9 protein-coding genes are annotated in these 14,963 nt (G+C 62.8%); 6 read left to right on the forward strand and 3 right to left on the reverse strand.

All coding sequences use genetic code 11. The annotated features are described in order from the left end of the window. The first annotated feature begins 9 nt into the window (after positions 1–9). From ACSQ20_RS06285 to ACSQ20_RS06305, 5 genes are read left to right on the forward strand one after another with little or no spacing between them, the layout of a single operon-like run. Positions 10–5,112: an amino acid adenylation domain-containing protein gene (locus tag ACSQ20_RS06285; protein WP_436018301.1), complete on the forward strand. Its 5,103-nt coding sequence runs from the start codon at positions 10–12 to the stop codon at positions 5,110–5,112. A 5-nt stretch (positions 5,113–5,117) separates the two neighbouring features. Then, on the forward strand, positions 5,118–6,530 hold the full coding sequence (locus ACSQ20_RS06290; RefSeq protein ID WP_436018302.1) for a SidA/IucD/PvdA family monooxygenase: 1,413 nt from the start codon (positions 5,118–5,120) through the stop codon (positions 6,528–6,530). A 41-nt stretch (positions 6,531–6,571) separates the two neighbouring features. Further along, positions 6,572–8,788, forward strand: a complete 2,217-nt coding sequence (locus ACSQ20_RS06295; protein WP_436018303.1) for a TonB-dependent siderophore receptor — start codon at positions 6,572–6,574, stop codon at positions 8,786–8,788. A gap of 32 nt (positions 8,789–8,820) precedes the next feature. Continuing rightward, on the forward strand, positions 8,821–9,666 hold the full coding sequence (locus ACSQ20_RS06300) for a formyltransferase family protein (protein WP_436018304.1): 846 nt from the start codon (positions 8,821–8,823) through the stop codon (positions 9,664–9,666). Next, entirely contained in the window at positions 9,663–10,601 is a 939-nt protein-coding gene (locus tag ACSQ20_RS06305) for a GNAT family N-acetyltransferase (protein ID WP_436018305.1), read from the forward strand. The genes ACSQ20_RS06300 and ACSQ20_RS06305 overlap by 4 nt, the downstream gene beginning before the upstream one ends. A 38-nt stretch (positions 10,602–10,639) precedes the next feature. Here ACSQ20_RS06305 and ACSQ20_RS06310 read toward each other — a convergent pair whose 3' ends face one another. Next, positions 10,640–11,044, reverse strand: coding sequence for a lysozyme inhibitor LprI family protein (locus ACSQ20_RS06310; protein ID WP_436018306.1), 405 nt, complete (start codon positions 11,042–11,044; stop codon positions 10,640–10,642). 128 nt (positions 11,045–11,172) lie between these two features. Further along, positions 11,173–11,715, reverse strand: a complete 543-nt coding sequence (locus ACSQ20_RS06315; protein ID WP_436018307.1) for a low affinity iron permease family protein — start codon at positions 11,713–11,715, stop codon at positions 11,173–11,175. A 569-nt stretch (positions 11,716–12,284) separates the two neighbouring features. On the opposite strand from ACSQ20_RS06315, the gene ltrA reads away from it, so the two are divergent. Next, a complete protein-coding gene (gene ltrA, locus ACSQ20_RS06320) occupies positions 12,285–13,625 on the forward strand; it encodes a group II intron reverse transcriptase/maturase (RefSeq protein WP_436018308.1) in 1,341 nt (446 codons plus the stop codon). A 144-nt stretch (positions 13,626–13,769) separates the two neighbouring features. On the opposite strand, the gene ACSQ20_RS06325 is transcribed toward ltrA, so the two are convergent. Next, positions 13,770–14,798, reverse strand: coding sequence for a LacI family DNA-binding transcriptional regulator (locus tag ACSQ20_RS06325; protein ID WP_436018309.1), 1,029 nt, complete (start codon positions 14,796–14,798; stop codon positions 13,770–13,772). Positions 14,799–14,963: the final 165 nt, after the last annotated feature.

The following is a 14,963-nucleotide window of genomic DNA, read 5'->3' on the forward strand; positions in this document are numbered from 1 at the left end:
GCACTCCGCATGACGACGCACAATCCCGACTTGCACTCGCTGGCCACGCGGTTCGCGCAGTTGCCCGTGACGCAACGCAAGGTGTTTTTGCAAAAGCTCGATGCGGCGGGCATCGATTTCGGCATGCTGCCAATTCCGCCTCGTGCGGACCGCGGCACGCCGGTTCCGGCTTCCTTTGCGCAAACGCGCGTGTGGCTACACGCGCGGATCATGGACGAACCCGCCGCCTATCACATCACCGAGCGGTTGCAGCTCGACGGGCCACTCGATGCCAACGCGCTGCGTCTTTCATGCGATGCGCTGATCGCACGGCACGAGGCGTTGCGCACGACGTTTTTCGAAAGCGCGGAGGGCGTCTGGCAAACCGTGCATTCACCGCTGCAATGTCCTTGGCAGATCACAGACCTGAGCGGGCTGCCTGTGCAGGCGCGTGAGGCGCGCGCCCGCGAAGTGGCACAGGCAGCCGAGATGCAGCCGTTCGATTTGTCTTGTGCGCCGCTTTTGCGCGCGCATCTGATTCGCCTTGATGCCGATACACACTGGCTGGCCCTCACAGTGCATCACATCGTCACCGACGGCTGGTCCGCCGATGTGATGTTGATCGAGCTTGCCGCGTTTTACCGCGCTTACACAAAAAATGAAGCCGTTTCATTGGCGCCGCTGCCGATCCAATACGCCGACTATGCGCTTTGGCAACGGCATTGGCTCGACGCGGGGGTGCGCGAGCGCCAACTTGCATACTGGCGCGCTCGGCTCGCCGCGTGCCAGGACGTGCTGATGTTGCCGGGCGCTGCACCACGCCCCGCGCGACGCAGCGCGCAGGGTGCGCGTCACCGGATCGCGCTCGATGCGCCGCTTGCCGCGCGCGTTCGAACGCTTGCGAGCACGCATCGCGCGACGCCTTTCGCGGTGCTGACAGCGGCGCTCGCTTTACTGCTCGCACGCATGAGCGACGAACGCGCGATCCAGATCGGCATGCCGAGCGCGAATCGTGAGCGCGCCGAGACGTCCGGCCTGATTGGCTTCTTCGTCAACACGTTGACGCTTGCATTGCAGGTGCGGACAACCGACACTTTCGCGTCGCTGTTGACCGAGACGCAGCGCAGCCTCGTCGACGCACAAGCGCATCAGGACGTGCCGTTCGAAGAGGTGGTCGATTCGCTCGATATCGTGCGCAGCGCGAGCCACCATCCGATCTTTCAGGTCATGGCCGCATATCGCGCGCGCCGTGCGCTGCCGACATCGGCGGATGTACACGTGACGGAACTGCCTTCGGGCGCACCGTTCGCCAAATTCGATTTGACCGCGGCGTTCGAAGAGCGCGACGACGGCTCGATCGATGCCGACTTCGTCTATGCCGTCGATCTGTTCGAGGCCGATGCCGTGGAGCGGTTCGCGCGTCGTTTCATCGAACTGGTGAGCCACGCGACGAATGCACCCGACACGCGCATGGACGAACTGCAGTGGGTGCCCGAAGTGGAGCGCCGCGAACTCGTCCGGTGGAATGACAATGCGCCCGCCGTAGTGCCAGCGTTCGAGCCGGTGCACGAACGGATCGCAGCGTTCGCACGCGAAAAACCCGGCGCACGCGGTGTGATCGATTGCGAACGCGCGCTTACACGCGGTGAAGTCGATGGGCGGGCCACGCGGCTCGCCGAGTGCCTCGTTGCGGCGGGCGTGCGCGCTGAAACGCGTATCGGTGTGGCGTTGACGCGCTCGGTCGATCTGTTCGTCGCGTTGATTGCCGCACTCAAATCGGGCGGCGCGTTCGTGCCGCTCGATCCTGCCCATCCGCGCGCGCGTCTGGCGCAGGTCATCGACGATGCTCGCATCGACTATGTGCTGACCGACCGAGCCAGTCTGCCGGCGCTTGCGCTGACGCCGGCCATGCACGTATGGTGCGTGGACGACGAAGTCCCGCAAGCCGCGCGCCCCGCGGCGCCTATCGCATTGCCCGTCGTCGCACCGCAACAAGCGGCTTATGTGATCTACACCTCGGGCTCGACGGGCAAGCCGAAAGGGGTCGTTGTCGATCATGGTTCGTTTGCGCGCCATTGCGCGGCCATTGCGGAACGCTACGGTACGCGCGAGACCGACGTGTTCCTGCTGTTTCAATCCGTCAATTTCGACGGCGCGCACGAAGGGTGGTTTTCGCAGTACATGTCGGGCGCTGCCGTCGCGGTGACGGCCGACACGTTGTGGCCGCCGGTGCAGACCTGCCGGATGATGACGCGCGAAGCGGTGACGATGACCTACGCGCCGCCCGGTTGCGCGACACAACTCGCGGAATGGGCGCTCGAACATGGCGCGCCGCCGAGCTTGCGTTCGCTGACCGTTGGCGGCGAGGCCACTTCGCGCGAAGCGTTCGCATTGTTGCGCCGCGCGTTTCCGAACGCGCGCATCGTGAACGGCTACGGTCCGACCGAAACCGTCATCACGCCGATGCTGTGGATGTTCAATCCCGATGATCCGCTAAAGAAGCTTGGCGAATGCGCCTATCTGCCGATCGGCAACCTGGTTGGCGCGCGCACGGCGCATGTGCTCGACGCGCGTCTTGCGCCGCTACCCGTCGGCGTGATCGGCGAACTTTACCTTGGCGGCGAGGGCGTGGGGGTGGCGCGCGGGTATCTCGATCGTCCGGCGCTGACGGCCGAGCGCTTCGTGCCCGACCCGTTCGGCGCCTCTGGCGCGCGGCTTTATCGCACTGGCGATCTGGTGCGGCGGCGCGCGGACGGCGTATTCGATTTCATCGGACGCGTCGATCATCAGGTCAAACTGCGGGGGCTTCGCATCGAGTTGGGCGAGATCGAAGCTCAGCTCGCGGCGCACGAGGACGTGCGCGAGGCAGTTGCCGTCGTGCGTGGCACAGGCGCGCACGCGGCGCTCGTCGCCTATGTCGAACTGAGCGAGCAGGCGCGCAGCCGCGCGGCGTTTGCCGAGCGCGCCGAGCTTGCTGATGTGGCCGAGTTCGACGCGCACTTGCGGCGCACGCTGCCCGATTACATGGTGCCGGCGCATATCGTTGTGCTCGATGCGCTTCCGCGCAACGCGAACAGCAAGGTCGACCGTGCCGCATTGCCCGAGCCGGTTCGTCATCAACGCGTCTATCAGGCGCCGGCTGCCGGACTCGAAACCGCACTCGCGAAGATCTGGCATGAGGTGCTCGGCGTGTCGCCTATTGGGCGATCCGATCATTTCTTCACGCTTGGCGGCCATTCGCTCGCCGCTGTGCGTGTTGCCACCCGCGTGGCCGAGCGCCTGGCGCACGAGGTGCCGGTGAGGGCGCTTTTTGAAGCGCCGACGCTCGCACAGTACGCTCAACGGGTCACGATGTCGCCGCGCGTGCAGGCAGCATCGGCATCTTCATCAATATCGATGCCTGCGCCGGATGCCGAGGAAGATGGTTTGCTGCCGCCATCGGCCGCGCAATGCGCTTTATGGTTCCTCTGGCGCGCGGAACCGGCAAGTGCCGCATACAACATCCCGGTGGCGCTGCGCATGTGCGGCCCGCTCGATCCGAACGCGCTGCGCATCGCTTTTGCACGCGTTGCGGCGCGCCATCCGGCATTGCGCTCACGGCTGATCGAGCGTGACGGCAAGTTGCCGCGGCAGCGCATCGACGGCGCTGTGCCCGTGGCATTGCCGGTTGTCGATCTGTCCGAAAGCGACGCGGCGTCGGAGGCGACGCGAGAAGCGCGTGCCGTCACGCTGACCGACGAAGACGCGCTTACGCCATTCGATCTGGGCCATGCGGCGCCGCTGTGGCGCGCGCGGCTGCTGCGCTTGGCAGCGGACGATCATGTGCTGTCGTTGGTCGTGCATCACATCGTTTCGGATGGCACCTCGATCGAACTCTGGCTCGATCAGGTGCGCAGCGCTTACATCGAGCAGATCGAGCAGATCGAGCACGTACGATCCGACAACGATGCTCCGGCAATCGTCGAACCGAACCCGACATCGCTAGACGCGCAACATCCCGCACAGCTCGCGTTTTGGCGCGACACGCTCGATAACCTGCCGGATCTCATCTTGCCGGCTCCCGCATCGGGCCGCGTCACGCCGCCGCAGTGGCTCGCCGGCCGGATCGCATTCGAATTCGACGAGACGCTCGTGCGTCGAGCGAAAGCCGCGGCGCATGCGGCAAGCGCGACGTTGCCGATGCTGCTGCACGCCGCGTTGAACGTCGTGCTTTATCGGGCGACCGGTGCGACGGATCAGCCTATTGGCGTACTCGCCTCGACGCGAGAGTCAACGAATACCGCGGCACGCGAAGCACTCGGACTCTTCATCAACGCCGTAGTCGTGCGCACGCGGCTGACCGATGGCGAATCGCCAGCCGCCATTCTTTCGACTGTCCGCGACGCCGCGCTTTCGGCTTACGCGCATGCGGATGTTCCGTTTGCGGACGTGGTCACTGCCGTCCGCGCGCGACGTGCGGCGCATGGCAACCCGCTCTTTCGCGTGATGTTCAACTACTTGCGGCCAACGGGTGCTGCCGAACGTGAGTGGGCTGGCGTGTCGATCGAAGCATTCAACGACGTTCGCCACCGGGTCGTCTTCGAGCTGGAACTGGACATCGTCGAGCATGCCGATGGACGCGTGAGCGGAGCGTTCTCATACGCGTGCGAACTGGTCGATGGGAGCTTCGTCGAGGCATTGACCGACGGTTACCTTCGCGCGGTGCGCGAATTCGTGAATGAGCCGCACAGGGCCATCGGCACCGTGCACGCCGCGTTTGAGCGCGCGCGGTACACGTCCGAGCGGAGCGTTCGCCAACGGGTGCCGCATGGTCCCGCTGTTGAGATCGCCGCCGCGCTCTCACGCATCTGGGCTGAAACGTTCGAACGCCCCGCGCCCGCTCGCCACGTCGACCTCTTCGATGCGGGCGCGACCTCGTGCGATGTCGTGCGCTTTGTCGATGCGTTGCGCGCAGCGGGCTATGCGCTGACGATCGCCGATATCTTCGCCGTTCCGCATTTCACAGGCCTGGGCGGCCTGCTGGCCGTTCGGACGGTGGCGACTGGTTCGCAAGCATCGACGACAGACCCGCTCGCGCAACATCTTTCTTCAGCCGACATCTCTGCCATGTCGGCTTACACAGAAAAGGGATAGCAATCATGCAAAGAGACACCGTATTCGACCTGATCGGCGTCGGCTTCGGGCCATCGAATCTCGCGCTGGCCGTGCGCCTTGCGGAGCAAGAGCAGCAAGGCGAAGCACCGCTCACACATTGCTTCATCGAACGCCAGCTTGAGTTCGGCTGGCATCGCGGCATGTTGCTCGACGATTGCAGGATGCAGATTTCGTTTCTGAAGGACCTCGCGACTCTACGCGATCCCAAAAGCCGCTTTACGTTTATCAACTACTTGTTCGAGCGCGGTCGTCTTGCCGACTTCGTCAATCTGAAGAACTTTTTCCCGACGCGCGTGGAGTTTCACGACTACCTCCGCTGGGTCGCGAGCAGCTTCGATGAACGAGTTCACTACGGCGAGCGCGTGGCGGCAATCGAGCCTGTGATGGCGGCTGGCGGTTCGAGTCAAATCAATGCGCTGCGCGTCCATTCGGCGGACGAAGCGGGACGCGAATGGCATCGCGTGACGCGAGCGTTATCGCTCGGCTTGGGAGGCGCTCCCCATGTGCCTGAGATGTTCGCTTCGCTCGGCGAAGCCGGCATTGTTCATTCGTCGAACTACTTGCATTCGATCGACCGTCTGGCAGGCGCGCCGACAGATGACAAACGGCGCCGCGTGGCCGTGATCGGCAGCGGACAGAGCGCAGCGGAAGTGTTCACCGATCTCACCCGCCGCTTCGAGCACGTCGATGCAACGCTCGTCATGCGCGCGGGCGCGCTCAAACCTGCCGACGACAGCCCGTTCGTCAACGAGATTTTTAGCCCGGCGTTCACTGATGTCTTTTACGGTCAACCGAGAGAGCGCCGCGATGCGCTGCTTGCCGATTTCCGCGACACCAATTACGCGGTGGTGGATCGCCCGCTCATCGAGCAGATATACGAAATGCTCTATTTGCAACGCATCGAGGGCGAGGCGCGGCACCGGTTGTGTGCCCATTCGGTGATCGAAGCAGCGCAGCGCACGGCGGGCGGTCAGATCGAATTGACGATGCGCGACACCCTGAGCGGGCGGCGCAGCGCCGAGCGCTTCGACGCGCTCGTGTTGGCGACCGGTTATCGGCGTGACCCGCATCGCACGTTGCTTGCAGGGCTTGCCCAACACCTTGGCGATGCGCTCGCAGCGCACGAGGTTGGGCGTGACTACCGGCTTTCGACGCCGGCGCACTTCAAGCCGCGGATCTACTTACAAGGCTGCTGCGAAGACAGTCATGGGTTGTCCGATACGTTGCTGTCAGTACTGGCGCGGCGCTCGGACGAGATCGCCACCGCGCTTCGAGAAGGACACACGCGCGCACGCGGCGAACGAACAAACCGCATGGATCAAACGACACAAACGACACAAATCGCACAAACAAAAAACAACGGGGTGGGTGACGGACGAATGGCTGTTGCCCTTTGAGAAGCACGCGGTCAGTGGACCGCATTGCAACTGGAGCGAAGATGGAGCGGGTATCGGGCACGCAGCGGCGTGCAATAGCAGCCGCGGCAGCCGTGGCATTTTACGCAGCAGCCGGCTATGCGCAGGCACAACAATCACAACCAACGCAATCGGCACAATCAACAACACCAACATCTAGCGACGCCGCACCGGCCGGCGTCCTGCCAACGGTGAGCGTCAACGCATCGCCGGCACATGACGACGGTATCGTCGGTCTCGTGGCGAAGCGAAGCACGAGCGGCACCAAGACCGATACGCCGATCGTCGAAATTCCGCAGACCATCAACGTCGTCACGGCGCAGCAGATCGAGCAAACGGGCGCGACGAGTATCAACGAGGCACTGCGCTACATCCCGGGATTCTCGTCGTACGGGTCCGACGTCCGCTCCGATTGGTATTCGGCGCTGCGCGGTTTCACGCCGAGCGTATTCGTCGACGGGCTCGCGGTGCCCAACACGCTTAACTTGGCGAGCTGGCGCGTCGATTCGTACATGATCGACAGCATGGCGATCTTGCGCGGGCCGACATCGGTGCTCTATGGCCAGGGCGACCCTGGCGCGATCGTCGACATCCAGAGCAAGCTTGCGAACGGCGAGCGGGTGCGCGAAATGGAGGTGCAGCTCGGCAACTATGCGCGCAAGCAAATCGCCTTCGACCTCGGAGACAAGATCGACCGCGACGGCACGCTGTCTTACCGCGTCGTGGGTGTCGCCCGCGATGGTAATTCGCAGACGGGGCCGCATGGCGAGGACCGCGTCGCATTTGCGCCATCGTTGACGTGGCAGCCGAATGCAAGCACGTCGCTGACGCTTTACGCGAGCTACTTGCAAGACCGAGGTGACCAGTCGAACAACTTCCTGCCCGCCGAGGGCACGGTGCTGCCCAATATCAACGGTCCAGTTTCGGAGAACCTCTACACCGGCGACCCGACGTTCTCGTACTACAGGAAGAAGCAATGGTCGCTGGGCTATCGCTTCGAATACAAGCCCGACCCGGTGTGGACGTTCCGGCAGAACACGCGCTGGATGCGTTTGTCGCTCGATAACGCCGCGGTGTGGGGCGCCGGGCTGGATTCGACCGACCCGAGCCAACAAACGCTGCAGCGCTTCGCCGGTCTTTTCCAGCCTAGCTACAGCCGCTTCGATATCGACAATCAGGCGCAAGCGCAATTCGGCACGGGGCCGCTCGAACACACGGTACTGCTCGGCTTCGAGTACAACCGGCAGAACACCACCGATAGCGAATGGCTCGCGCAGGGGCCGAGCCTCAACTTGTATCACCCTGTCTATACGCCGGTCACCAGCGCGATTTTCAGCAGCCCGTCGTCGTTCGGCCAGACTAATACGAGGGCGACGATGGATGCATTCGGCGTCTATGCGCAAGACCAGATCAAATGGCGGCGGTGGGTGCTGACGCTGGGCGGCCGCGAGGATTGGAGCAACACGCATCAAAGGGATCTGGTTGCGGGCACCGCGCTCGGGCAAAACGATCATGCGTTCACCGGTCGCGTCGGGCTGACTTATCTGGGCGACTACGGCTTGTCGCCTTACGTCAGCTATTCGACGTCGTTTAACCCGGTATTCGGCGTGAACATGGCAGACGGCAGCATCGCGAAGCCGACGAAGGGTCGTCAGATCGAAGCAGGCTTGCGCTGGCAGCCCGCGGGCAAGAACCTGATGTTGAACGCGGCCGTCTATCAGATCGACCAGACCAACGTCGTCACGAACAACCTCGCCGACGCAACCGGGACGACATTCGTGCAAACGGGCAAGGTTCGCTCGCGCGGCGTCGAGGCGAGCGCCGTTGGTCAGATCACGCGCAATCTCTCGGTAATCGCCGCCTATGTCTATCAGGACGTGAAGAACGTAAAAGCGAACGACGTCACGCTCGATAAGTGGCCCGTGTCGATTCCGCTGCCGCGGCAAATGGCATCGCTGTGGGGCGATTGGACGTGGCATGTGGGGCCGCTTGCGGGCTTTGGCGTTGGAGCCGGTATCCGTTATCAGAGCGGGCTCGCCGGCGCGGCCGACAACTCGCTCTACATTCCGAGCTACACCGTCTATGACGCTTCGCTTCACTACGAAACGCGCAATTGGCGCTTTGCAATCAATGCGCAAAACGTATTCAACCGGCGCTTCGTAACGGGTTGCCAAACTGCGGCCGCGTGTTTCTACGGCAACCCGCGTGCCGTTATCGCGAGCGCGAAATACAACTGGTAAGGGCATACACGATACTCGATACCCCATACGCCATGTCGAAGAAAAATCTCGTCTACATTCTGTCGCTGCGCAATGCCGCAGCTGACCGAGCCGGTCAGCAGATCGAATACAAGGGTTCGTTTCGATACATGAAGTCGCCGCTCGAGCACTTGGTTCAACGTTTGAACGAAACGGCGCTTGGCGATGTCTGGTCGCTCGCGGGCATCATTTACGACGATGACGAAGGCTCGCCGAAGGACCACGCAAAGCTGCGCGATTACGGCTTTTCGCGCGGACCGGGCAGGCCGTGGATCGTGCCGCCGGGGCTTATCGTGCAAGGCAAGCCGCTCGATACGCTGATGCATTCGGTGCCGTCGGCGTATCGATGCAGCGCAGGCGACGCGCACACACGCGCGGCAGGTAAGCGCGCATTCGAGACGCGGCTTGCCGAGAAACTTGTCGCGCTTGAAGCGGACTTCGTCGTGCTTGACGGGCTGCTCGTGATTCTCGATGAACTCGTGCGGCCCGGCGCGACGTTTTACCGGCGCATTGCGAATATCCATCCCGGCATTACACGCTTGGGCTCGCGCTACGAGCGTCGCGGCGCCTACGCGACGCTTGATGCGCTTTACGGCGCGCGCGGCGAAAAGGTCGTCGATTGGCACACGCGGCAAACGTGTCCAGTGCCGCTTGTCGACATGACCGGCGCGTCGTTTCACTACGTCGACAATGGAATCGATTCGGGCGAGGTCATTGCCGATGTGCTTGCCACCCCAATCAACCCGTGCGACACGATTCTCGAATTGCGCTGGAACAACTTTAACCGGAGCCTTTTCCCGGCGCTCGACCGGGGGCTCTCGATCGTTGCGGAAAGCTTCGCAAAAGAGGGGATTCGATGACAGAAAGTGTTGCTGCCGATCGAACGTTATCGGATGATTCCGCTGCGCAGCCGAGCATAGCGCTTTTGCCGATACTAGCGGAGTTGTTTTGCGCGCGAGCCGGACGCGAGCAGGTGACGCTTGCCATTGCGCTCCAGGCCTTCGGCTGTCACGACGACACCGAAGCATGGGTCACGCATGCGATTCGCGAAGGGGTGTGCGATCGCGCCGAGCGCATCGGCGAGCACCTGTTGTTGACGACATCTCATGCCACGTTCTGGCAGCATCCGCAGCCGTGGATGCGAGGTCCTTCGTCGGCCGGCATGCCGTTGCGCTATACGGTGACGGGCGAGCGGCGTCACCCGGTGCGTTCGCCCGATCCGAAAGGGGTGATCTACGAGCGATTCTTTCCGCAGATCGGCATGACGTTCAGCTTGCGCACGGCCGAGCCGAACGTTGGTGCCGACGTCGATGTTTTCAGCGGATGGATGAACCTCGACCGTGTCGCCCACTTCTGGGAACAGAAGGGCACACGCGACGAGCACGCTGCCTACCTTAGCGAACGGCGTGACGATCCGCACACGCTGCCGACACTAGGTTGTTTTGATGGCAAGCCGTTCGGCTATTTCGAGTTTTACTGGGCGAAGGAAGACCGCATCGCGCCGTTTTACGATGCGCATGACTTCGACCGGGGCCTGCATTTGCTGATTGGCGACGCGCGTTTTCAAAGCGCGGGCAAACTCAAAGCCTGGTGGAGCGGCGTATTGCACTATATGTTCGTCGACGAGCCGCGCACGCAGCGGCTCGTGGGCGAGCCGCGCGTGGATCATGTCCGCCATATCGCCTATATGCATCGGTTGGGCTTTCGTACCCTGAAGGAATTCGATTTTCCGCACAAACGCGCTGCGCTCACGGTCATCGATCGCGAGACGTTTTTCAACGAATTTGGCCTATGACCTGGCGATGAAAATGTGAGGAAGTTATCGCCGACACATTACGGAGCGTAGTAGTTTAATTCAGCGATCCGCGCACGGATTGCGTCCACATTGAGTGCCTCGATATCGACGCTCGCGATCGACCCCCGGTCGGCTCGCCATGGACCGTTATCGGCTTGACGCTGCGCTTCGCGATAGGCCAGCCACTGACGTTGGGCGTTGCGGATCAGCGTGCGCGATTGCGGATCGGCGTTGTGCATGATCCGCTGATACACGTCGTTCATGCGTTTGTCGTACGCAAGGTACGCTTTGTGTGAACAGTCGATCATGCCCGCCGTCGTCTGCCCCGCTGGCGCGCCGAGACATGCATCGAGCTGAGCCTCGATCGGATCGCCTTTCTTTTGCGCCGACGCGATCGGCACGGCAAGGATCATCAGCATCAACAAACTAGCCGTTCTTTTCATCGTCCGTCCCCATCCGTTAATAGCTGCAAACGTGCAACTGCGCATGCTGCCAGTGCTCAGGCATAACGTGTCGTTCGAATTTCGTAGGGTCTTCCGGATACTTCGCTGCTCGACTTTGATTACCAGCCCTAATGCTCGTGTTTATTATTTTCTGAAACAGCCGGCTTTTCCTTCGCTTCGGCGATGGAGCGCTCGACCTCCGAGCGTTCCTGCCGCGTCGCGTTGGCCCGCTTCGCGAGGCAAAGATAAGCCTCGGCAATTCTTCGTAAGTCTTCTTCGGCGACATCCTCGATGCCGATCAATTCATCGTTGGCCGCGCGATTGGCCGCGACCAGCTCATTGAGCTTCAGATGAATGGCGACGCTGTCTTTGTTCTGACTTTGCTGGATCAGGAACACCATCAGGAACGTGACGACCGTCGTGCCGGTATTGATGATCAACTGCCAGGCGTCGGAGTAATTGAACAACGGCCCAGTGAGCGCCCAGACAACGACGACGAGCACCGCCGTTCCGAACGCGATAGGCGAGCCGGCCCACCGTGTGACCGCGGCGGCGAAGGTATCGAAAGCACGCGTAATCGGATGCCGGCTCGGATAGGCGGGCAGTGACGACGTGGGTACATTCTCGTATTTGTCGTCGGCTGATGCTTCATGGTTTTTGGACGCACACATCTGATTCTCCGTGCGCCGGTAAAAACCGGCAAAGTGTTGTGAATGAAAGAGTCATACGTTGAAGGCCTAGCCAGCCACGGCGGCCCCGAGTCATGCGTGTGTACCCGTAAGGGTGCAGGCGAAGCGTTGACAGGGGTACGCGCGGGCCGGGTATTGAGCCGCGAAATAGATGCCCCGTGGCGAGAGCTACGGGTTGACCGGGGTGCCGAGGCAGTGGAGAAGTGCCGAAGGCCACACTGGGGCTGCCGCATGGGCGAGGCAGCCTCGGACCCCGCGCGGTCAGAGACCCCGCGCACGCGCGGATACACTTTGCATGGGAACCGGGAGGTCCCGCGCTCTACTGCGTCTCGCTGGGAAGCGTCGGCCGCAGTGCGCATCGTGAAGCCTGAGGGCGTACGACGATGAGCCACGGGCGTGGGAAGTCGGACTGCTGCGTAGTACCTGGGAAGCCGCCGAACAAGGTCGAGGGTGAAACTCCCACGACGGCGGAGGCGGTGGAGGGAAGGCGGCAGGCCAAGGGCAATGCTGTTGCGGCGCACATGTCCCGCAGATCGATGCGGACCTATGACATGGGAACGGCGCTCGACGGCATACGACAGACGGCCAAAGGCCGACCGGGTGCGAAGTTCACCACCCTCATGCAACACATCTACGCGGTCGAACGTCTGCGGGGAGCCTACTTTGCGTTGGAGCGTAAGGCGGCTGCCGGGGTGGACGGCCAGACGTGGCAGTCGTACGGAGAGGACCTTGAAGCCCGGCTTCTGGATCTCTCGGCGCGGCTGGCCCGAGGGGCTTACCGGCCCCAGCCTGTGAGGCGCGTGTACATCGACAAGGCCGACGGGAGCAAACGCCCGCTGGGCGTGCCGGCGCTGGAGGACAAGCTGGTCCAACTCGCCACAGTCGAGGTGCTCAACGCAATCTACGAGCAGGACTTCGTTGGGTTCAGCTACGGCTTTCGTCCCGGCAAAAGCGCGCACAACGCGCTGGATGCCGTGAGCGTGGGTGTAGAAAGACGGCGGGTGAACTGGATACTCGATGCCGACATCAGCAAGTTCTACGACACAATCGATCACGACTGGCTGATCAGATTCATCGAGCACCGGGTGGCTGACACACGGGTGGTGCGGCTCATCAAGAAATGGCTGCACGCTGGTGTGCTGGAAGAGGGCAGGTTGACGCGCAGCGAGGTAGGTACAGTTCAGGGCGGAAGCATCTCGCCGCTGTTGTCGAACATCTACCTGCACTATGCATTCGATCTGTGGGTGAAGCAGTGGCGTGCGCGTCACGCCGAGGGCGAAGTGATCGTCGTGCGGTATGCCGACGATTGGGTCGCGGGGTTCCAGCACCTGAGGGATGCCGAGCGCTTCCAGCGCGAGGTGACCGAACGACTGGCCCACTTCGGTTTGAAACTGCACGAGAGCAAGACGCGGCTGATCGAGTTCGGGCGGTTCGCCCGAAAGAACTCCAGCCGCAGGGGGGCAGGCAAGCCGCAGACCTTCGAGTTCCTGGGCTTCACGCATTGCTGCGGGAAGACCCGTAAAGGTGGATTCGCGGTGTTGCGGCTCACAAGCGCGAAGCGCATGCGAGCCAAGCTTGAGGCGGTGAAGGAGGAACTGCGCCGGCGTATGCACCGGTCCATCGCGGAACAGGGACGTTACCTGCGGGCGGTGGTGAACGGACATACGCGCTACTTCGGGGTGCCCCGTAACGGCACGCGCATCGGTCAGTTCCGCCATCATTTGACCCGGCTGTGGTATCGCACCTTGCGTCGCCGCAGTCAGCCCCGTAGCCTCACCTGGGCGCGAATGACTCGCCTCGCAGCGCACTGGCTCCCTCTCGCTCACATCTGCCACCCGTACCCGAGCCAACGTCTGATCGTTACGACCCAAGGCAGGAGCCGTATGCGGTAATTCCGCACGTACGGATCTGTGGAGGGGGTGTTGGGTGGCTGACATTCCTACTCCGACTGTCGGGCGCATTGCATTGGCAGGTAGAGCAAAGAGCATGCCGCCCGTGCGAACGGCCTTAGCGACCCGCGGTCGCTAACAGAGAGGTCACGAGAGCCGCGGTGGCGCACTGGAGCCACGCACGATGAGCTGCGGCGCGGAGGTTTTGCAGATGGTCGGGGTTGCATCTGCGGGACGCGGGTCCGCCGCGATCAGCTCGCGCAGCAGCGCGACGGCCAATTGCGCGGCTTCGGCCGTCGGGACAGCAACGGTGGTAAGCGCGGGGCGCGACTCGCGCGCGAGTTGGATGTCGGTGATGCCGGTAATCGACACGTCATTCGGCACGTTAAAGCCGAGGTCGGCGGCGGCATGAATGGCGCCCAACGCAGGCAAATCGTTCGTGGCGAAAATCGCAGTGAGATGCGGGTTGGCGCCAAGCATCGCACGCGCGGCCGCGTAACCGCCTTGAAGCGTATCGGGCGCGTGGAGGACATCGCCGGCATTCACTTCGAGCCCCGCTTCGTGCAGCGCCGCAACAAACCCCTCGTAACGCGGCCGGTGAATGCCCGACGCCTTGCTGCCGACGATCGCGCCGATGCGGCGGTGCCCGAGCGCGATCAAATGCGACGCGGCGAGCCGCCCGGCCAACGCGAAGTCGACAGCCACGCAGGGCAGCCCCGGCCCATCCTCGGGCCGCTCCCACATGCACAGGACGACGGGCGTGCCGCGCGCTTCAGTGTCGGCGAGATCGGCGAAGTCGAGATTGGCGTTCGTGACCAGTACACCTTCCGATAGCGTACCGGCGATCTGCTCGAGATAGGCGCGGCCCATCGCCGGGTCCTCGTTCGTGTTACAGATGATGACGAAATGACCGCTTTCGCGCGCCTCGCGCTCCACTGCCAGCGCGAACTCGGGATAAAACGGATTGGCGATGCTGGACACCATCAACGCGAGCGTCGGCGCGCGTCCTTCGGCGAGCGCGCGCGCCGCGAGGTGAGGGCGATAGCCGAGCGCGTCGATCGCGTCCTGCACGCGCTGACGCGTCAGCGCGCCGACGCGGCCGCGCTTGCGCAGCACATTCGACACGGTGGCTGGCGTCACGCCGGCCATCAACGCGACTTCATTGATGGTGGCCATACTGATTCAATATTTGGGATGGTTATTCAAAGTTTGCCGCCTGACCGAAGTGACGGCACCATGGCCGCGAACAGACCAACGATTTCGGAGACAGGCGCTACACCCGGCGCCGCGCAAAGCCGCCCGACTTTTCGGCTTTGCAGGCCTGATTAAGCGCTTAATCAC

Origin of the sequence: Trinickia sp. LjRoot230 (genome assembly GCF_964253315.1) — a bacterium.
GTDB lineage: Bacteria > Pseudomonadota > Gammaproteobacteria > Burkholderiales > Burkholderiaceae > Trinickia.